The sequence below is a fragment of the Trinickia caryophylli genome (genome assembly GCF_034424545.1).
GTDB lineage: Bacteria > Pseudomonadota > Gammaproteobacteria > Burkholderiales > Burkholderiaceae > Trinickia > Trinickia caryophylli.
In genome coordinates, this window is record NZ_CP139970.1 from 1,444,573 (window position 1) to 1,464,758 (window position 20,186).

General features: G+C 65.9%; 18 protein-coding genes. 6 read left to right on the top strand and 12 right to left on the bottom strand.

Annotated features, from left to right (window positions below; all coding sequences use genetic code 11):
* Positions 1-15 precede the first annotated feature (15 nt).
* From leuS to U0034_RS06570, 5 genes are all read right to left on the bottom strand, one after another.
* Positions 16-2,610 carry a leucine--tRNA ligase gene (gene leuS, locus U0034_RS06550; protein WP_085223243.1) on the bottom strand — a complete coding sequence of 865 codons (2,595 nt, stop codon included), beginning with the start codon at positions 2,608-2,610 and terminating at the stop codon, positions 16-18.
* 124 nt (positions 2,611-2,734) lie between these two features.
* Positions 2,735-3,190, bottom strand: a complete 456-nt coding sequence (locus tag U0034_RS06555) for an ExbD/TolR family protein (protein WP_085223241.1) — start codon at positions 3,188-3,190, stop codon at positions 2,735-2,737.
* 27 nt (positions 3,191-3,217) lie between these two features.
* Positions 3,218-3,925, bottom strand: coding sequence for a MotA/TolQ/ExbB proton channel family protein (locus tag U0034_RS06560; protein WP_085223239.1), 708 nt, complete (start codon positions 3,923-3,925; stop codon positions 3,218-3,220).
* A 57-nt stretch (positions 3,926-3,982) separates the two neighbouring features.
* Positions 3,983-4,780, bottom strand: a complete 798-nt coding sequence (dapB, locus tag U0034_RS06565; protein ID WP_085223237.1) for a 4-hydroxy-tetrahydrodipicolinate reductase — start codon at positions 4,778-4,780, stop codon at positions 3,983-3,985.
* Positions 4,781-4,916: 136 nt separating this feature from the next.
* The gene (locus U0034_RS06570) at positions 4,917-5,717 is read right to left on the bottom strand and encodes an outer membrane protein assembly factor BamE (protein ID WP_085224355.1); all 801 of its coding nucleotides are present in this window, start codon (positions 5,715-5,717) and stop codon (positions 4,917-4,919) included.
* A 124-nt stretch (positions 5,718-5,841) separates the two neighbouring features.
* Here U0034_RS06570 and fur point away from each other — a divergent pair, with 124 nt between their 5' ends.
* The gene (gene fur / locus U0034_RS06575; protein WP_085223235.1) at positions 5,842-6,270 is read left to right on the top strand and encodes a ferric iron uptake transcriptional regulator; all 429 of its coding nucleotides are present in this window, start codon (positions 5,842-5,844) and stop codon (positions 6,268-6,270) included.
* A 435-nt stretch (positions 6,271-6,705) separates the two neighbouring features.
* Here fur and gap read toward each other — a convergent pair whose 3' ends face one another.
* Both gap and tkt read right to left on the bottom strand, forming a co-directional pair.
* Entirely contained in the window at positions 6,706-7,716 is a 1,011-nt protein-coding gene (gene gap, locus U0034_RS06580) for a type I glyceraldehyde-3-phosphate dehydrogenase (RefSeq protein WP_085223233.1), read from the bottom strand.
* Between the two features lie 124 nt (positions 7,717-7,840).
* Positions 7,841-9,865, bottom strand: a complete 2,025-nt coding sequence (gene tkt, locus U0034_RS06585; protein WP_085223231.1) for a transketolase — start codon at positions 9,863-9,865, stop codon at positions 7,841-7,843.
* A 409-nt stretch (positions 9,866-10,274) separates the two neighbouring features.
* Between tkt and speE the strand changes: the two genes are divergently transcribed.
* Both speE and U0034_RS06595 read left to right on the top strand, forming a co-directional pair.
* Positions 10,275-11,150: a polyamine aminopropyltransferase gene (speE, locus tag U0034_RS06590; RefSeq protein ID WP_085223229.1), complete on the top strand. Its 876-nt coding sequence runs from the start codon at positions 10,275-10,277 to the stop codon at positions 11,148-11,150.
* A 50-nt stretch (positions 11,151-11,200) separates the two neighbouring features.
* Positions 11,201-11,941, top strand: coding sequence for a 16S rRNA (uracil(1498)-N(3))-methyltransferase (locus U0034_RS06595; RefSeq protein WP_085223227.1), 741 nt, complete (start codon positions 11,201-11,203; stop codon positions 11,939-11,941).
* A 145-nt stretch (positions 11,942-12,086) separates the two neighbouring features.
* On the opposite strand, the gene U0034_RS06600 is transcribed toward U0034_RS06595, so the two are convergent.
* The 3 genes from U0034_RS06600 to U0034_RS06610 form a co-directional block, all read right to left on the bottom strand.
* Positions 12,087-12,647: a barstar family protein gene (locus U0034_RS06600; RefSeq protein WP_085224353.1), complete on the bottom strand. Its 561-nt coding sequence runs from the start codon at positions 12,645-12,647 to the stop codon at positions 12,087-12,089.
* A 16-nt stretch (positions 12,648-12,663) separates the two neighbouring features.
* Positions 12,664-13,137 carry a ribonuclease gene (locus U0034_RS06605; RefSeq protein ID WP_085223224.1) on the bottom strand — a complete coding sequence of 158 codons (474 nt, stop codon included), beginning with the start codon at positions 13,135-13,137 and terminating at the stop codon, positions 12,664-12,666.
* A 367-nt stretch (positions 13,138-13,504) separates the two neighbouring features.
* A complete protein-coding gene (locus tag U0034_RS06610) occupies positions 13,505-15,802 on the bottom strand; it encodes an NADP-dependent malic enzyme (RefSeq protein WP_114717888.1) in 2,298 nt (765 codons plus the stop codon).
* A gap of 174 nt (positions 15,803-15,976) precedes the next feature.
* Between U0034_RS06610 and thiL the strand changes: the two genes are divergently transcribed.
* From thiL to U0034_RS06625, 3 genes are read left to right on the top strand one after another with little or no spacing between them, the layout of a single operon-like run.
* On the top strand, positions 15,977-16,978 hold the full coding sequence (thiL, locus tag U0034_RS06615; RefSeq protein ID WP_085223220.1) for a thiamine-phosphate kinase: 1,002 nt from the start codon (positions 15,977-15,979) through the stop codon (positions 16,976-16,978).
* Entirely contained in the window at positions 16,968-17,516 is a 549-nt protein-coding gene (locus U0034_RS06620; RefSeq protein WP_085223218.1) for a phosphatidylglycerophosphatase A family protein, read from the top strand. The genes thiL and U0034_RS06620 overlap by 11 nt, the downstream gene beginning before the upstream one ends.
* 28 nt (positions 17,517-17,544) lie before the next feature.
* Positions 17,545-18,045 (top strand): CinA family protein, encoded by a 501-nt coding sequence (locus U0034_RS06625; protein WP_085223216.1) that lies wholly within the window; start codon positions 17,545-17,547, stop codon positions 18,043-18,045.
* Positions 18,046-18,111: 66 nt separating this feature from the next.
* On the opposite strand, the gene pyrF is transcribed toward U0034_RS06625, so the two are convergent.
* Positions 18,112-18,936 (bottom strand): orotidine-5'-phosphate decarboxylase, encoded by an 825-nt coding sequence (gene pyrF / locus U0034_RS06630; RefSeq protein WP_085223214.1) that lies wholly within the window; start codon positions 18,934-18,936, stop codon positions 18,112-18,114.
* Positions 18,937-19,058: 122 nt separating this feature from the next.
* Positions 19,059-20,093, bottom strand: a complete 1,035-nt coding sequence (locus tag U0034_RS06635; protein WP_085223213.1) for an aldose 1-epimerase — start codon at positions 20,091-20,093, stop codon at positions 19,059-19,061.
* Positions 20,094-20,186 lie beyond the last annotated feature (93 nt).

The window sequence follows — 20,186 nt, forward strand, 5'->3', positions numbered from 1 at the left end:
CAGCATGGGCTGCCGTCAGACGACGACATTGACGAGGCGGCCAGGCACGACGATAACCTTCTTCGCCGGCTTGCCCTCGCTGAATCGCGCGAACATCTCATGCGCGAGCGCCGCGCTTTCGATGGCTTCGCGCGGCGCATCCTTCGCGATCGTCAGCGCCCCACGAACCTTGCCGTTGACCTGCAGCACGAGTTCGATCTCGGCCTGCTCGAGCGCGCGTTCGTCGACCTTCGGCCATGGCGCGTCGAGCAGCGTACCGAACTCGTCCACATAGCCGAGCACCTGCCATAGCGCATGCGTTGCGTGGGGCACGACCGGATACAGCACACGCAGCAGGATACCGTAGCATTCGCGCGCCACCGGCGCCTGCGCGCCCTTGGCACTCTCGAGCGCATTGAGCATCTTCATCGCGGCGGAGACGACCGTGTTGTACTGCAGCCGCTGATAGTCGAAATCCGCCTGCTTGAGCACGCCGTGGATCTCGCGGCGCAGGCTCTTGTCCGCTTCGGCGAGCGCTGCGGCGTCGAATGTGCCGCGCTGCGCGAGCGTGGCACGATGCGCATGCCCGAACGCCCACAGGCGGCGCAGGAAGCGGCTCGCGCCTTCCACGCCCGAGCCCGACCATTCGAGCTGCTGCTCCGGCGGCGCGGCAAACATCGTGAAAAGGCGTGCCGTGTCCGCGCCGTATTGATCGATGAGCAGCTGCGGGTCGACGCCGTTGTTCTTCGACTTCGACATTTTCTCGACGCCGCCGAGCACGACCGGCTGCCCATCGGCATTGAGCGTGGCGCCCACGGGGCGGCCCTTGTCGTCGTGCGCGACGGTCACGTCGGCGGGGTTGTACCAGGTCTTCTTGCCGCTTGCATCCTCGCGATAGAACGTCTCGTTGAGCACCATGCCTTGCGTGAGCAGATTCTTGGCCGGCTCGCCGAACTTCACGAGGCCCATGTCGCGCATCACCTTCGTCCAGAAGCGCGAGTAGAGCAGGTGCAGGATCGCGTGCTCGATGCCGCCGATGTACTGGTCCATCGGCATCCAGTAGTCGGTGCGTTCATCGACCATCGTCGATGCGTCAGGGCACGTGTAGCGCGAGAAATACCACGACGAATCGACGAACGTGTCCATCGTATCGGTCTCGCGCCGAGCCGCCGCACCGCACTTCGGGCACGTGCAATCGACGAAGGCCGCCGATTTGGCGAGCGGATTGCCCGTACCGTCCGGCACGAGATCCTCGGGCAGCACGACCGGCAGATCCTGCTCGGGCACGGGCACGTCGCCGCAAGCCGCGCAGTGGATGATCGGAATCGGAGTGCCCCAGTAGCGCTGGCGCGAAATACCCCAGTCGCGCAGGCGCCACGTGACCTGCTTGTCGCCGAGGCCGAGCGCCTTCAGATCGGCCGCGATGGCATCGACGGCGGCTTCGTGCGACAGCCCGTCGTACTTGCCGCTCGCGATGCAGCCGCTGCCCTCCTTTTCGCCATACCAGGGCTGCCACGCATCGGTCGAGAAATCGCAGCCGGCCTTTGCAATGACCTGCTTGATCGGCAAGCCGTACTTCTTCGCGAAAGCGAAATCGCGCTCGTCGTGCGCCGGCACGCCCATCACCGCGCCTTCGCCGTAGCTCATCAGCACGTAGTTGCCGACCCACACCTCCACGCGCTCCTGCGTGAGTGGGTGCGTGACGAAAAATCCCGTGGGCATGCCCTTCTTTTCCATCGTTGCGATGTCGGCCTCGGCCACGCCGCCGTGCCGGCACTCGTCGATGAACGCCTGCAGCGGCGCATTGCCCTCGGCGAGACGCGCGGCGAGCGGATGCTCGGCCGCGATCGCGACGAACGTCACGCCCATGACGGTATCCACGCGCGTCGTGAAAACGCGCAGCAGCTTCTGCTCGCCATCGAGCATGTAGGGGAACCCGAAGTTCACGCCGAAGCTCTTGCCGATCCAGTTCTGCTGCATGACCTTGACGCGCTCGGGCCAGCCGAGGCCGTCGAGATCGGTGAGCAGTTCGTCGGCATACTGCGTGATGCGCATGTAGTACATCGGGATCTCGCGCTTTTCGACGGGCGCGCCCGACCGCCAGCCACGGCCGTCGATCACTTGCTCGTTGGCGAGCACGGTCTGATCGATCGGATCCCAGTTCACCGTGCCGGTCTTCTTGTAGACGATGCCCTTCTCGAGCATCTTGAGGAAGAGCCACTGGTTCCACTTGTAGTACTCGGGGCTGCACGTGGCGACCTCGCGCGACCAGTCGATCGCGAGCCCCATCGACTGCATTTGCCCCTTCATGTACGCGATGTTGTCGTACGTCCACTTGGCCGGCGGCACGCCGTTGGCCATCGCCGCGTTCTCGGCGGGCATGCCGAAGGCGTCCCAGCCCATCGGCATCAGCACGTTGTAGCCGTTCATCCGCAAGTAGCGGTACATCACGTCGTTGATCGTGTAGTTGCGCACGTGGCCCATGTGCAGCTTGCCCGACGGATACGGCAGCATCGAAACGCAATAGAACTTCGGCTTGGCCGGATCTTCGACGCTCCGGTAAGCATTGGACGCGCGCCAATCTGCCTGGGCAGTGGCTTCGATGTCGGCGGGTAAGTATTTTTCTTGCATGGCGTGGTTGGGGCTTGCTGTATTCGGCCCGGGCGGCGCCGGCGAAACCGGCTCGTCGCCCGTGACGAGCGGCTCTCCCTCGCGGGCGGGGAAAAGATCGATTATACCGTCGCGCGCGCCGCCTTTACGGCTTTGCGGCTGCCGCCGATGACGGCGCGGCGCCGCTGCCCGGCAGGTCCGTGACGAAGCCGATGCGCTCGAGCCCCGCCTGCTGGGCCGCGCCCATCACCTGCGCAATGATGTCGTAGCGCGTCGCGCGCGACGCGCGCAGATGGATCTCGGGCGGCTCGGGCGATTTGCCGGCCGCGGCGAGCGCCGCGCGCACGGCCTCGAGCGTCGACGGCTGGCCGTTCCAGTACACCCGGCCGGCATCGTCGATCGAGAGCGTGATCGTCTGCGGGGTCTGGCGCGCGGGCGCGGACGATACCTTCGGCAAGTCGAGCCGGATCGCGTGCGTGAAGAGCGGCGCCGTAATGATGAAGATGACGAGCAGTACCAGCATGACATCGATGAGCGGCGTCATGTTGATGTCCGCCATCGGTGCGCCCTTGTCCTTGCCGTCGAATCCGCCAAATGCCATGTCGCGCCTCCCGTCGGACCGTCCGCCTCAAGCCTCGAGCCGCTCGTCGCGCGTGCGCCGCTCGTCCTTTCCGGGCGGGCAGACGCAGGCGTGCAAATCGCGTGCGAAGCCGTCGAGTTCTTCCGAGATCTGCCGCTGCAAACGCCCAAGGATGTTGTAGGCCAGCACGGCGGGGATAGCGACGACGAGGCCGAAGGCCGTCATGATCAGCGCCTCGCCCACGGGTCCGGCCACGTTTTCGATCATCGCCTGACCGCTCGCGGCAATGCTGCCCAGAGCGTGATAGATGCCCCACACGGTGCCGAGCAGGCCGATGAACGGCGACGTGCTGCCGATGGACGCAAGCAGCACGTGACCGAACTCGAGCCGGCGCTGCGAGGCGATGAGCGCTTGACGCAACGCACGCACGACGCGCTCGCTGCGCTCCACGCGCGCGAGCAGCGCATTGGGCGCCTGCGGATGCGCCTCGCCCGCGGCGAGCGCGGCTTCGGCAAGCGGCGCGAATACGTGCTCGCGGTCGATACGGCGCATCGCCATCACGCCATCGGAGAGCGTCGTGGCCTGCCAGAACGCCGACATTGCGCGCGGCCCCTGGCGCTTGGCCCGCACGAGCATCCAGGCCTTGGCGAGCAGAAAGCACCAACTGGCCACCGACATCGCCAGGAGAATGTATGCGACTCCGTGCGTGACGGCGTCCCCCGTTTGCAGGTAATGGAGCATGCCCGTGTTGGCCATCGATTCGCACTCCTCAAACGTCCGACGCTTGGGCGCCGGTTCAGCGCATGGCGCCGGCTACTTCAGCCCCAGCACGTCGCGCATGTCGAAAAGACCCGCGCCGCGGCCGGCCAGAAAGCGTGCCGCACGCAGCGCCCCTTGCGCATACGAAACGCGGCTCGCCGACTTGTGCGTGATCTCGATGCGCTCGCCGGTACCCGCGAAGAGCACCGTGTGATCGCCGACGATGTCGCCGCCGCGGATGGCGGAGAACCCGATCGTCGACGGATCGCGCTCGCCGGTCACGCCGTGGCGCCCATACACCGCGCAATCCTCGAGCTTGCGGCCGAGCGCGCCCGCCACGGCCTCGCCCATCATCAGCGCCGTGCCCGACGGCGCATCGACCTTATGGCGGTGATGAGCTTCGATGATCTCGATATCGTAGCCTTGTGCAAAATGGCTTGCCGCAAACTCGAGCAGCTTGAGCGTCACGTTCACGCCCACGCTCATATTCGCCGCGAACACGATGCCGAGCGTCTCGCTCGCCTTTACGAGCACCTGCTTTTGCGCCTCTTCGAAGCCGGTCGTGCCGATCACGAGCTTCACGTCGTGACGCAGCGCGGCCTCGATGTGAGCGATCGTGCCCTCGGGGCGCGTGAAATCGATCAGGCAGTCGGATGCGGCGAGCACGGCGTCGATGTCGTCGCTGAGCGCGACGCCCGTGGCCTTGCCGAGAAACGCGCCCGCGTCGTCGCCAAGCGCCGGGCTGCCCGCGCGATCGAGCGCACCTGCGAGTGTGGCGTCGGGGTCGTTCAGGACCGCTTCGATCAGCATCCGGCCCATGCGGCCCGATGCGCCTGCAACGGCGATTTTCATCGGAACAATGTCCTTATTTCATGACGATAGGTTCGCGCAGCGAACTACGCCCGGGAAAACAAAACAGCAACGCATAAAAGAAAAGCGGGCTTTCGCGCTACGCTCGGCCCGCTCGTGCGAAGGACGCCGGCGCTTTTCAGCCCCTGCTCGCCTCTTTCGCCGGCACTGACGTCAAGGGCTGGTTGCGCTGCATCGAACCATCGCTGCTTTGCGGCGAAGTCGGCCCCACGGGCTGGCTTTGATCCTGCTGCGCGGGCTGCGGCTGACGGCGCCACTGCAACTGCGGCACGGCTCCGGCCGGCGTGCCCGTGGCCGACGGAGCGCCCGAGCGCGCCGAGGAGGTCGATGGCGCCGTCGCGGGCGTCTGGTTCACGGCCCGGTTCGCGGCCTGCGCGGCTTGTGCGTTCGCATCGGCACCCTGCTCGGCAGGCTCGGGCGCAGGCGCGGACGCGGCGGCCGGTGCGCTCGCCGCGGCGACGCTTTGCTTGACCTTCGCTTTCTTGCCGCGCTTGTCGCCATCGATATCGGCGAGCAGCTCGAGCTCCGACGGCAGGTCGTCCCCGCCCTCCCAGCTCGCTACGCGATCGCCTTCGAAGTGGACGATGAAGTCACGCTGTTGCACGACGTCCGTGAAGCCGCGCTTGAAATAGAACAGATAGTCCCAACGATCGGCATGGAACATGTCCGCCAGCAGCGGCGTGCCCAACGCGCTCTTCACATCGGCGCGGGTCATGCCCACCTGCATTTTCGCGGCAGCCTCCTTGGAGACGAAATTGCCTTGCACGACGGTGATCCGATACGGCGTGATGCTCCGCGCGATACGCTGCGTGACGCTGTCGTAAGTCGAACATCCGCCGAGGAGCGTGACCGCCATGGTGGCGATCGCGACGCACTGCGCACCGCTCCCCCGACACTTCAAAAGAAAATTTGGACTCATTTCACCCACCGTGCGGGCCCCTTTTTGCATGCGACGAGACCGCGCGAGTTTCACCGAAGATGACCGGAACCGCAAAAACCCATTACTATTGGAGCCCTGCATTGTACTCTAGGGATGCCCGGCCATGACCAATCCGACAGATCTCAAAAATATCGGGCTCAAGGCGACCCTACCGCGCCTCAAGATTCTCGAAATCTTCCAACGCAGCCCGGTACGCCATCTGACCGCCGAAGACGTTTATCGCAATCTGCTGACCGATCAGCTCGACATCGGCCTGGCCACGGTTTACCGCGTGCTGACGCAATTCGAGCAAGCCGGCCTGCTGTCGCGCAGCAACTTCGAATCGGGCAAAGCTGTCTTCGAGCTCAACGAAGGCACGCACCACGACCACCTCGTGTGTATCGACTGCGGCCGCGTCGAGGAGTTCTTCGATCCCGAGATCGAAAAGCGGCAACAGACGATCGCGCAGGAGCGCGGCTTCAAGCTGCAAGAGCATGCGCTCGCGCTCTACGGTGCATGCACGAAGGAAAACTGCCCCCACCGCAAGCATTGAGACCGGCCTCGATCCGGCAGACTAAAAAGTCCTTTCCGCGTCTTTCCCTTAGCGTCTCGATCGCTTTACGCCACGCGCCCCATTGGCGCGCCCGGCACCATGAGATCGACAAGATGGGTTCGTGCATCTTCGCCACCGGCACGTCGGGATGCCGGACGGCGTATGGACGCAGCGGCAGGTCTTTCGACCGTCCGAGCGCCGTTTCCCGACGTCCGCATGGAGCTTGAGGAGTCTGCCGCGTTCCTCGGCACCCCGGGGGGCGTGGAGGATAGGCGACGATCGAAGCGATTTTCCTGCCGGAGCCCAATCGCGGCGGCGAAAAACCGAAGTTACCGAAGTCGCGAGTCGGGCTGCGCCGCTGACCGGCACGCAAGCGCCGCGCGCGGGTGGTCGCGCGGAGTCCGGGCACCCGTTGCGGGCGCCCGGAGCACTTTCTTACTTTGCCGTGGCGAGTGCAACCGCCGTATCGAGCATGCGGTTCGAGAAGCCCCACTCGTTGTCGTACCAGCTCGAGACCTTCACGAGGCGGCCCGCCACTTTCGTCAGCGTTGCGTCGAACGTCGACGATGCGGGGTTGTGGTTGAAGTCGACCGACACGAGCGGTGCCTCGTTGTAGCCGAGGATGCCCTTCAGTTCACCTTCCGACGCAGCCTTCATGATCGCGTTGATCTCTTCGACCGTGGTGTCGCGCTTGGCGATGAACGACAGGTCGACGATCGAGACGTTGATCGTCGGGACGCGAATGGCGTACCCGTCGAGCTTGCCGGCCAGCTCGGGCAGCACGAGGCCGATCGCGGCGGCCGCACCCGTCTTCGTCGGGATCTGGCTGTGCGTCGCCGAACGCGCGCGGCGCAGGTCTTCGTGATAAACGTCGGTCAGGACCTGGTCGTTCGTGTAGGCGTGCACCGTCGTCATGAGCCCCGTCTCGAGGCCGATCTTGTCGTTGAGCGGCTTGACGAGCGGAGCTAGGCAGTTCGTCGTGCACGAGGCGTTCGAGACGACCGTGTGCTCCGCCTTCAGGGCCTGGTGGTTCACGCCGTAGACGACCGTCGCGTCGACGTCCTTGCCGCCGGGCGCCGAGATCAGGACCTTCCGGGCACCGCCCTGAAGGTGCGCGCTCGCCTTGGCCTTCGACGTGAAAAAGCCCGTGCACTCCATGACCACGTCCACGCCCAGGTCGCCCCACGGCAGCTCGGCCGGGTTGCGGTTGGCCAGCACGCGGATCTTGTCGCCGTTCACGACGAGGTAGTCGCCGTCCACTGCGACTTCGGCATTGAACCGCCCGTGCGCCGTGTCGTACTGCGTCAGGTGCGCGTTCGTCTTCGCATCGCCGAGATCGTTGATCGCGACGATTTCGAGGTCGTGCTTCTTCCCACTCTCGTAGAACGCCCGCAGCGTGTTGCGGCCGATACGGCCATAGCCGTTGATTGCAACGCGAATCGTCATGCTGTTTCTCCTGATCCTCTGAAAAAAGTCCTGCGATTCCAAAAGCCCGCCGACGCAGCTGGGCGAGACCACGCCGCCGGGGGGCCGTCGGGCCTCGCGCACGAAGCGCGTGGCCCTGGGTCTGTTACGCGTCGAGCGCCGCCTTCGCCGCCGCGACGACATGCTCGACAGTGAAGCCGAAGTGCTTGAACAGCACGCCAGCCGGGGCCGATTCGCCATACGTGTCGATACCGACCACGCCGCCCTCGAGCCCCACGTACTTGCGCCAGTAATCGGTCACGCCTGCCTCGATCGCCACGCGGCGCACGCCGTGCGGAAGCACGCGCTCGCGATACTGCGCGTCCTGGCGGTCGAACACGGTAGTCGCGGGCATGGACACGACACGCGCCCCGATGCCCTCGCGCGCGAGCGGCTCCACTGCCTTGAGCGCCAGTTCCACTTCGGAGCCGGTCGCGATAAGGATGATCTTGCGCGCAACGATTTCGTCGTTCCAGTCACGCAGCACGTAGCCGCCCTTGGCCACGTCCTGGATCTGCATGTCGGTACGCTCCGAGAACGGCAGGTTCTGCCGGCTGAACACGAGGCACGACGGGCCACGATGCTCGACGGCCTGGGTCCAGGCAACAGCCGTTTCCACCGTGTCGGCCGGGCGCCACACCTGCAGATTCGGAATCAGCCGCAGGCTCGCCAGGTGCTCCACCGACTGGTGCGTCGGGCCGTCTTCGCCAAGACCGATCGAGTCGTGCGTGAACACGAAGATCGACGGCGCCTTCATCAGCGCGGCCACGCGCAACGCGTTGCGGCTGTAGTCGGAGAACGTCAGGAACGTGCCGCCGAACGCCTTGTGGCCGCCATGCAGCGCGATGCCGTTGATGATGGCGCTCATGCCGAATTCGCGCACACCGTAATTGATGTGGTTGCCCCAGTCGATGCCGTTTTCGCCGGCGCGCACGGGCTTGCTCGCCTTCCAGTTCGTCAGGTTGGATCCGGTCAGGTCAGCCGAGCCGCCAAGCAGTTCGGGCAGCACGGCCGCGAGCCCTTCGATGGCCTGTTGCGAGGCCTTGCGCGTGGCAATCGTCTCGGCGCGCTCGTTCGCGCCGGCGACGATCGCCTGCGCCTTCGCCGCCCAGTCGGCCGGCAGTTTGCCTGCCATGCGGCGCTCGAACTCGGCGGCCTCGGCCGGGTACTTCGCGCGATACTGCGCAAATGCGTCGCTCCACAGCGCTTCGCTGCGTGCACCGAGTTCCTTTGCGTCCCACGCCGCGTAGACTTCCTGCGGAATGACGAACGGCTCCCACTTCCAGCCGAGCGCTTCGCGCGTCGCGGCGATTTCCTGGGCGCCCAGCGCCGCGCCGTGCACGTCGTGCGTGCCCGCCTTCGTCGGCGCCCCCTTGCCGATCACCGTCTTGCAGCAGATCAGCGTCGGCTTGCCCGCACGCTTGGCCGCGGCAATCGCGGCGTCCACGGCATCGACGTCGTGCCCCGCCACGTCGCGAATCACGTTCCAGCCGTATGCTTCGAAACGCTTCGGCGTGTCATCGTGGAACCAGTGCTCGACGTGCCCGTCGATGGAAATGCCGTTGTCGTCGTAAAGCGCAATCAGCTTGCCGAGCTTGAGCGTGCCCGCGAGCGAGCAGACCTCGTGCGAGATGCCTTCCATCAGGCAGCCGTCGCCGAGGAAAACGTAGGTGTAATGATCGACGATCGCCGCATCGGCCTTGTTGAATTCCGCCGCGAGCAGCGCCTCGGCCAGCGCCATGCCGACGGCATTGGCAAGCCCTTGGCCGAGCGGGCCCGTCGTCGTCTCGACACCGGGCGTGATGCCGTATTCCGGATGCCCCGGCGTTTTCGAGTGCAGCTGACGGAAGTTCTTGAGCTCGGCCATCGGCAGGTCGTAGCCCGTCAGGTGCAGCAGCGCGTAAAGCAGCATCGAGCCGTGGCCGTTCGAGAGCACGAAGCGGTCGCGGTCGGCCCAGTGCGGGTTGGCCGGGTTGTGCTTCAGATGGCGCGACCAAAGGGCGACGGCGATCTCGGCCATGCCCATCGGCATGCCGGGATGGCCGGAATTCGCTTGTTGCACGGCGTCCATCGCGAGCGCGCGGATCGCGTTCGCCATCAGGGCGGTGGGAGCGGAAGACGAGGTCGTCATGTCGTGTCCGGAGAACGAGTCGAGAAAGCGGGGCCGCCGCGCGGTGGACCGTCGCGGCTGCCGGTGCCGCCGCGCTTCGCGGCGCCGCGGCAAGGCAGCAAAATAGAGCGAACGGACGAGGCTGCAAAGCTCGTCATTCTAACAGATGCCACCCCCTTGCCAGCCGTGCCGCTCGCTCGCGAGGCGCGCCGCGACGGGGCTCCGGCACCTATAATCGGATCGTGTGCCGCCCCGGCCCACTGCCCGGCGCGCCAACGTTTTTCCCGCGACCGCGACTTGCCGCCGCGGTACCGCAGCTCGCCGTTCGCTGCCCGTTGCCCGTTGCCGCTCCTTTGCTGCCCGCGACCGCCCTCATGTCCGCAATCGTCCTCAATCGTCCTCAATCTCCCCGATCGCTCCTGACCGTCCAGTGAACGCCCGCGCCCACGCTCCGCTTCTCTTCCGTCCGACCGCGGATGCCGTCTACGGTTTTCCCCATGCCCGTCGCATTGCCAGCGTCGTTTCGCCGCATCAGCGTATCGACGTGTGGGAAACAGGTCGGCTCGGCACGCTGTTTACGCTCGACGGCCGCCCGATGACTTCCACCGGCGACGAGTTCATCTATCACGAATGTATGGTCCATCCGGCGGCACTCGTACATCCCGAGCCGAAAAAAGCGCTCGTACTCGGCGGCGGAGACGGCGGCGCGGCGCGGCAACTGCTGAAGCATCCCAGTATCGAGCGCATCGTCGTCGCCGAACTCGACGAGGCGGTGGTGCAGATGGCCCGCCGCCACTTGAACGCGGTGCATCGCGGCGCGCTCGACGATCGACGCGTCGAACTCGTCATCGGGAACGCGGCGCGCTTCGTCGAGGCGACACGCGAGCAGTTCGACCTCGTCGTGTTCGATCTCACCCCGCCCGATTCGCCGGCCGCCGAGCTCTACACGGAGCACTTCTACGCCCGGCTCAAGGCGGTCATGACGCCACGCGCGGCGCTCTCGATGCATCTGGGCTCGGCCCAGTTCCATCTGCAACGGGCCGTAGCGTTGCTGCACGGGCTGCGGGCCAACTTCGCGATCGTTCACGCCATGTCGGCCTGCGTGCCGCTTTACGGCTCGTTGTGGCTGATGGCAATTGCGAGCGACACACTCGACGCCGCGGCGCTCTTCAAGAACGACATCGAAGGCCGTCTCGCGGCGCGCCGTATCGCCGAGCTGCAGTACTATGGCGCGGGGCTGCACCCCGCACTGTTCGCACTGCCGCAAGCCCTCGGCGATGCGCTCGCCGGCCGCCGCACGGCTTGACGCAGCGGTACGCGCCGTTCGCCACTCCATACTTTGAACGAAGTCGTCCCATGCCCCGCTTTTTTGTCGACATGCCCTTGCTCGTGGGCGACGTCCTCACACTGCCTGATGAAGTCGCGCGCCACGTCCAGGTGCTGCGCCTGGCTCCAGGCGATTCGCTCGTGCTCTTCAACGGCCGCGGTGGTCAGCACGCGGCGCGCCTCGTCGAGATCGGCCGACGCCACGCGCTCGCGGAGGTCGGCGAATTCTCGCCGATCGATGCCGAGCCGCCGTACGAGATTGCGCTCGCCCAGGGCATTGCCGGCGGCGACAAAATGGACTGGCTGATCGAAAAGTCCGTCGAGCTCGGCGCCGCGCGCGTCGTCCCACTTTCGGCTGCCCGCAGCGTCGTGCGGCTCGCGGCCGAGCGCGCGCAGCGCCGGCAAAGTCACTGGCAGGCGCTCGTGCGCGCCGCCTGCGAGCAATGCGGGCGTAATCGCATTCCCGAAGTGGAGGCGCCGCAGGAGTTCGGCCGCTGGCTCGACACGTTGTCCGCCGAAGCGTCCGAAGGCGAACTCCGGCTCATGCTCTCACCGCGCGGGGCACGTTCGCTGCACAGCCTGCCCGAATCGCCGCCCACCGGCCGCGTGACCCTGCTCGTGGGGCCCGAGGGCGGACTCGCACCGGAAGAGGAAGCGGCGGCGGGCCAACGCGGATTCGTCGCGCTAGCGCTCGGACCACGCGTGCTGCGCACGGAAACGGCTGGCATGGCCGTGCTCGCGGCGCTGGCCGCGCGCTGGGGGGGCTGGTAGACGCCGCGGCAACCCACGGCGGAGGGAGCCGGCGCGCCCGCCGCCGACGTCATGGGGAAAGCAACAAAGACAAAGCCCGCTCACCGGCGGGCTCTGACGGAACCAATGCAACAGCACCCACGGTGCCGTGCGCGCCTGAGAACCCTCAGGCAAACGAGTAAAACACGCGGAACGCGACCTTGCGCTCGGCCCAGAATTCGGCGGCTTCGCGGAACACGTCGAGCAGCGTCTCGCGCCCTTCCTTGTCGAACTTCTGAGCGATCGGCAGGCCCTCGAGCACGATGACAAAGCCGGGCTGAGCACCCGCCTTGTGCACGAGATCGGTCAGGCAATCGTAAAGCGCGTCATAGTTCTTGCCGAAGTGCTTCGGGAACAGAAATGAAGTGGCGATGGTTTCGAGAACTTCTTGCTTCGAAGCCGCGCATGCGCAGTACGCATAGAGAAAATGCTGGCCAAGCCGGCTTGCCTCGTCGGCGAGATCCTGCACGCGGAACGCCCGGATCGACTGCACGATATTCGGCCGCACCGTCGCGAATAGGCTCATAGGCTCCTCGTTCGATGAATGCCCGGGCTGCCCTTCGCACCGCAGGCTCTGACCGTTCTCGGCCGCCCGCATCTGCATGACGCGCTGAAAAAGATTGCCGTCGCCGGCCGCGAACAGATCCGGTGCGACCGAAGCGTCGTGCGCGTAGATGTTGTCGCTCATGCCGCTCATCCCGATGTCATTCAACAATACGTTTAAAACTGTTGTAGTGGTCACCCGTGTAATAGCAGTTGTCGGCGCGCTGCGGCGGACCGCCGCAGACGATGCGCCGGGCGCCGCGGTTTCTCGCACGCTGCGTGGGGACCGTGTACTCGTGGTAATAGCCTCGTTCGCGGGGCGGCAACCGCTTCTCGAAGTTGCCGAACACCGTGCCGTCTTTCGCATACGGATAAGGCCCGCCGGACGCGATCAAGTTCAATGTGTCCCGCGCTTCGCGAGGCAACCGGGAACGTGCGACCGTGCCCGGAGCCTGCGCCCCGAAGACCGGGGCGCCCGGCTCGCGCGCCGATGCAACGCCCGCCTGCTGCGCCGCGAACGGCAGCGCAAGAGGCCCGACGTTGCCGAAAAAGACCGTGAACGCGAGCGCGCCGGCCTTCCACCAGCGAGCCCGCGCCTGCGCCGTGCCCCTGGTCGCGCCCTGTTGCGCGCTCATCGTCTGACCCGTTTTCCCTTCGTTTCGATTCTTGACGTGTGACAGCCACGAAAGGTGAAAGGTTATCTCTAACGAGGCGCAGAAGCAATCTTTGTCTGGAAAATGAAAGGTTTGCGTAAAAGGGCCATATCACTCCCGGTCCGTCCGTCGGCCACTTTTTACGTTCGCCCCATTAAAGAGATAAGACAAATTTAGCCTGATCAGGATAAGATCGCAAATGACGTAACCCGGTGGCGGCGAGTTTTGCCTCCTCGCCGTATGGGCTGTACCGGGGACGTTGTTTCACGCTTTTGGGCGGTATTTCTCTCTGTTTTTTCGCCCTCGGCGTGCCCATTGCGGGCACGCCGTTTTTTTTTGCAGCGTCAGATCAACGCGCGGCGCTGACGTCCGCCACGAGCAATGCCGTCATGTTGACGATCCGGCGCACCGTTGCCGAAGCCGTCAGCACGTGAACGGGCTTGGCGGCGCCGAGCAGGATCGGCCCGATCGCCACGTTGTTGCCGGCCGCTGTCTTGAGCAGGTTGTAGGCGATGTTGGCCGCGTCGATATTGGGCAACACGAGCAGGTTGGCATCGCCCTCGAGCGTGGACTCGGGCAGTACCTCGCGGCGCAGGTTCGCGTCGAGCGCCACGTCGCCGTGCATCTCGCCATCCACCTGCAGATCGGGCGCCCGTACCTGCAGAATCGCGAGCGTGTCGCGCATCTTCTGCGCCGACGGCGCGTTGCTCGTGCCGAAGTTCGAATGGGAGACGAGTGCGACCTTCGGCTCGATGCCGAAGCGGCGCACCTCTTCGGCCGCCATGATCGCGATCTCGGCCAGTTGCTCCGGGGTCGGATCGACGTTCACGTGCGTGTCGACGAGAAAGATCTGCCGGCCCGGCAGAACGAGCGCATTCATCGCCGCATAAACGCTGCACCCTTGCCGCTTGCCGATCACCTGGTCGATGAAGTGCAGGTGGCGATGCGTCGTGCTGATCGTGCCGCAGATCATGCCGTCCGCCTCTCCCTTCGCGAGCAGCATCGAGCCGATGAGCGTCGTGCGCCGGCGCATCTCGAGCTTTGCCATCTGATGGCTGATGCCCTTGCGCGCCATCATGTGCGCGTAGGTCTGCCAGAAGTCGCGGTAACGCTCGTCGTGCTCGGTATTGACGACGGTAAAGTCCACCCCGGGCGTGAGCCGCAGGCCGTAGCGCTCGATCCGGCTTTCGATCACCGACGGGCGCCCGATCAGCACGGGAGTGGCAATTTTCTCGTCGACGACGATCTGCACGGCGCGCAGCACGCGCTCCTCCTCGCCCTCCGCGAACACCACGCGCTTTCTCTCGGCCGGCAGCGAACGCGCCTGCTGAAAGATCGGTTTCATCGTCGTGCCGCTGTGATAGACGAATTGCTGCAGATGCTGCTTGTACGCCTCCATATCCTCGATGGGGCGCGTGGCGACACCGCTGTCCATCGCGGCCTGGGCAACGGCCGGCGCGATCTTGACGATGAGGCGTGGATCGAACGGCTTCGGAATCAGGTACTCGGGGCCGAACGAAAGATCCTGAATGCCGTAAGCCGTTGCCACGACATCGCTTTGCTCCTGGCGGGCCAGCCCGGCAATCGCGTTGACCGCCGCGATTTCCATCTCGCGCGTGACGGTCGTCGCACCCGCATCGAGCGCGCCCCGGAAGATGAACGGAAAGCAGAGGACGTTGTTGACCTGATTCGGATAGTCGGTGCGGCCCGTGGCCAGCACCGCGTCGGGGCGCACTTCGAGTGCGACTTCCGGCAGTATTTCGGGCGTCGGATTCGCCAGCGCGAGAATCAGCGGCCGTGTTCCCATCGTCTTCACCATCTCGGGCTTGAGCACGCCCCCGGCCGACAGCCCGAGGAAGATGTCGGCGCCCTCGATCACCTCGGCCAGCGTGCGCGCGTTCGTCTCGCGTGCGAAGCGCTCCTTGTCCGGATCCATCAGCTCGGTGCGTCCCTGATACACGACGCCAGCCAGATCGGTCACGAAGATGTTTTCGAGTTGCAGGCCGAGATCGACGAGCAAATCGAGGCAGGCAAGCGCTGCGGCGCCGGCACCCGATGCGACGAGCTTCACCTTCGAGATGTCCTTGCCGACGACCTTCAAACCGTTGGTGACCGCGGCCGCCACGACGATGGCGGTACCGTGCTGGTCGTCGTGGAACACCGGAATCTTCATGCGCTTGCGGCACTCGCGCTCCACGATGAAGCAGTCGGGTGCCTTGATGTCTTCCAGGTTGATCCCGCCGAAGGTCGGCTCGAGCGCTGCGATCACGTCCACGAGTTTGTGCGGGTCGTTCTCGTTGAGCTCGATGTCGAAAACGTCGATACCGGCGAACTTCTTGAAGAGCACGGCCTTGCCTTCCATGACCGGCTTGGAGGCCAGCGGGCCGATGTTGCCGAGGCCGAGCACGGCCGTGCCGTTCGTCACGACGCCGACGAGATTGCTGCGCGCGGTGAAGCGGGCCGCGTTGAGCGGATTTTCGACGATCTCCTCACAGGCGAACGCCACGCCCGGCGAATACGCCAGCGCGAGGTCGCGCTGGTTGATCATTTGCTTCGTAGGAGCGACCGCGATCTTCCCGGGGGTGGGGAACTCGTGATAGTCGAGCGCGGCTTCGCGTAGTTTCGTCTTGGCGGGATTGGTAGACATGAGGGAAAAGTCCGGGCTTCGGTGCAGATTAGAATAGGAATTCGAACGCATTGTAGCGCCAAACCCCAGGGCGACCTTGAGCGCACCGGGGCCGACCCCGGCGCCCGTCGTCCCGAAAACTGCCCGAGAAGCCACCGCCCCGGCGTCTTTTCGCGCCCTTTTGCCGCTTGATCGATGCCGATTTCAGAGTTTTCCCTCATCGAACGCTTCTTCGGAAGCCGCGCCCGCCGCGCGCTCTCGTCCTCGGTGCTCGGCATCGGCGACGATTGCGCGCTGATCGCACCCACGAGCGGCCAGTTGCTGGCGATTTCGACCGATATGCTCGTGGCGGGCCGCCATTTCCTGCCCGACGTCGACCCATGCGCGCTCGGCCACAAGGCGCTTGCCGTCAACCTGTCCGATCTGGCTGCGATGGGTGCCGCCCCGCGCGCGTTCACACTCGCCATGGCGCTCGAAACACCCGACGAAACATGGCTCGCGGCCTTCGCCGACGGGCTTTTCGCCCTCGCCGAGCGCTTCGGCTGCGAACTCGTCGGCGGCGATACGACGCGCGGGCCGCTGAACCTCTGCCTCACGGTGTTCGGCGACGTGCCGGCAGCCGACGCCCTGCGCCGCGACGCGGCGCGCCCCGGCGACGACATCTGGGTATCCGGCACGCTCGGCGACGCCCGCGCCGGGCTCGCGCTCGCGCGCGGCGAATGGTCTTCCGGTGCGCTCGACGAAGCCGATGCGCGGCAGTTGCTCGACGCGCTCGAGCGCCCCGAGCCTCGCGTCGCCCTGGGTCTTGCGCTGCGCGGGGTCGCGCATGCGGCGCTCGACATCTCCGACGGTCTGGCAGGCGACCTGGCTCACATTCTCGAGCGCTCGGGCGTGGCGGCCCGCGTCGACGTCGACGCCGTGCCACGCTCGCGCGCATTGGCGAAGTTCGCTCCCGAAACCCAGTTGCACTGCGCGCTGGCGGGCGGAGACGACTACGAGTTGTGCTTCACGGCGCCGGCCTCGGCGCGCGCCGCGGTGGCGGCAGCCGGAGCGGCCTCCGGCATCGCGGTCACCCGCATCGGTACAATAGTCGCTTTAGGCAACGTTTCGGACGAGCCCGCTATTGCATGGCACGACGCCTCGCAAGCGCCGCTCTCGCTGAAGCTGCACGGTTTCGATCACTTCGATGCAAACTGACCTCCCCGAGCCGCCGCTTGGCGATGGCGCGGCTGACCGCCCGTCGGCCGCCAAACCGCGGCGCGCGAATGCGCGCTTCATGCTCTCGCATCCACTGCACTGGATTTCGCTCGGCTTCGGCAGCGGACTCTCCCCGATCGTGCCCGGTACCATCGGCACGCTCTTTGCCTGGGTATCGTTCGCCGCGCTGGCCGGCCACCTGACCGTAGCCGAATGGGGCACCCTCATCGTTGCCGGCTTCGTGGCGGGCATCCCGATCACCGATTTCACCGCGAGGAAGCTCGGCATCGACGATCCGTCTCCGATCGTCTGGGACGAGATCGTCGCGTTCTGGCTCGTGCTGCTCTTCGTGACGCCCGTGACATTCGTCGGGCAGCTTTGGGCTTTCGTGGTATTCCGCTTCTTCGACATGGTCAAACCGCCACCAATCCGATATTTCGATCGGCGGTTTTCGGGCGGTTTCGGCATCATGATCGACGATATCGTCGCGGCGTTTCTGACGCTGCTCGTCATCGCGCTCTGGCGCATGACGATCTGACCCACTCACGCCTGCCGGATGACCGCATATGCCCACCGATTCAGTCGTTCACCAACTGGCCGTGCGCGCAGGCAATAAGCTGCGCGAAACCCGTCTGATGCTCACCACCGCGGAGTCGTGCACAGGCGGCATGGTCGCCACCGCGATCACCGACATCTCCGGCAGCAGCGGCTGGTTCGAGCGCGGCTTCGTCACCTATTCGAATCAGGCCAAGACCGAGATGATCGGCGTTCCCGCCGAACTCATCGACAAGCACGGTGCCGTGAGCGAGCCCGTTGCGCGCGCAATGGCCGAAGGCGCGCTGCGCAACAGCCGCGCGCAAGTCTCGCTCGCGATCACAGGCGTGGCCGGACCCGGCGGAGGAACCGAAACGAAGCCGGTGGGGATGGTGTCGTTCGCCTGGAGCAACCGGCTCCATACGTCGGTGGAAACGCTCGTCTTCAAGGGCGACCGCGAGCAGATCCGCGTGCAGGCGGCCGCGCATGCGCTGCGCGGCCTGCTTGCATTGCTCGAGGAAAACGAGCGCTGAGCCCCCTTGGGGCGCTCGAATCGCGGCGCCGTCCGGCCCGCCGCGATCCTCGGCTCAGCGGCCAATTCAGCGATAAAGATTGATCTTGTCGCGCGTTTGCCGGGCGGCAAGGGCGGCGGCCTCGGCGAAATCTTCGCCGAGGCCGGCGTAGAGGATTGCGCGCGACGAGTTGATCATCATGCCCGTGCCGTTTGCCGTGCGGCCGGCTTTCACCGTCGCCTCGACATCCCCGCCCTGCGCGCCGATGCCCGGTATCAGGAGCGGCATGTCGCCGACGATGCCGCGCACCACCTCGATTTCCTTCGGAAACGTCGCGCCGACGACGAGCGCGAGTTCACCGCTCGCGTTCCACTTCCGTGCGGCCAGCTCCGCGACGACCTGATAGAGCGGCCGGCCGCCCGTATCGAGGAACTGCAGGTCCGAGCCGCCCGCGTTCGACGTGCGGCACAGCACGATCACGCCCTTGCCCTCGTGCGCGAGATACGGCTCGATCGAATCGAAACCCATGTACGGATTGACGGTTACCGCGTCGGCGCGATAGCGCTCGAACGCTTCGCGCGCATACTGCTCGGCCGTACTGCCGATATCGCCCCGCTTCGCGTCGAGAATCACGGGCAGCCCCGGGTGTTTCTCGTGGATGTGCGCAATCAGCGCCTCGAGCTGATCTTCCGCGCGGTGCGCGGCGAAATAGGCGATCTGCGGCTTGAACGCGCTCGCGAAAGGCGCCGTCGCATCGACGATCGCGCTGCAAAAAGCGAAGATCGCATCGCTGCGGCCCTCGAACGCGGCCGGAAAGCGCGACGGCTCGGGATCGAGCCCCACGCACAGCAGAGAATCGGTGCGCCGCCAGGCTTCGTTGAGTGTGCGGACGAAAGAGGAAGTGGAAGACATGACTGACGCTCGAGCAAGCCGGTAATCGAAAGAGGCGCCTATTCTACCCGGCCGCCCGGCCGCGCCGTCCGCTCGCGGCCCCGCGCGGACGCGTTGCCGAAAAAACTACGGCGCCCGGACACTCACACGCCGACGCGCGAAACCGTGAAGCGAAATTCGCGTGTGAGCCCCTCCCCCGGCGCCAGCACCGTCATGCCGTGCGCGTCGGCGCCGCCCGGCAGATTCACGGCGTTGATCGGATGATCGACAGGCTCGAAGCAGAAGAAGTCCTCGCCCGGTGGCGTGTAGAGCACGTAGTAGTCGGCATTCGCCGCGATCGTGAGCGAGAGCCGCTTCTCCGGCCAAACGACGGCCGCATGGCCGCTCCAGCCCGTGAACGCATGATTCACGAGCGCACCCGGCAGCGGGTAGGCCACGCCGAACTGCCAGGCCGGCGGCACGGGCACGTGTCTCACCGGCAGCCAGTCGTCTCCCGACAGCCAGAGTCCACCCGCCGCCGCCGACAGATGTGTCTCGCCATGGCGCGGCAGGAATGGATGCAGGCCGAGGCCGAACGGCAGCGCCTCCCGGCCGGCGTTTTCGGCGGACAGCGTGACGACGAGCGTCGCGCCGTCGAGCTCATAAGCGAGCGTCGCACGATAAGCGTACGGCTTGCCGCGACTGCGATCGAGCGCGAGGGTCGCGTTCGCCGGCCCGCTTTCGACGAGTTCCCATGGCTGCAGCCAGCCGTCGCCGTGGATGGGCAGCGGCTCGGCATCGCGATTGCGCGGCACCGAGACGTGTCGCCCGCCGAACCTGAACGACGCGCCGCCGATCCGGTTGGAGTACGGCACGAGCGGATAGCAGGCGAGTGCGTTCGGATCGGTATCGCCCTCGATCGACACGGCTCGCCGGAAAATCGGCGTGGTGACATCGCCGTTGCCGCGCCAGTCGAAGCGGGTGACGGCGCCGCCGAGCGAGGGAGCGATGTCGAGCCTCAGCTTCGAGTTCGACAACGACAGCGTCGCGCTTTGCGGTGCGCCGCCGAGGCCACGCGCCAGCACGGCGGTGCTCGGGCCGGGGCGCACCGGTTGAGTCAGTGCGGCCAGCTTGGCGCGGCGCGCCGCCGAGGGCGTGGTGGCCCGTGCGGCAGGGGCGTCGGAGTTCGCTGCGGTCATGGTCTGCTCCTCGAGAGGCTACCGGTCGGACGGCTAAAGACGATCGATCACGCTTGCCGCCTTTGTCTGTCGATGCGGGGAGTCGGTTCCTCA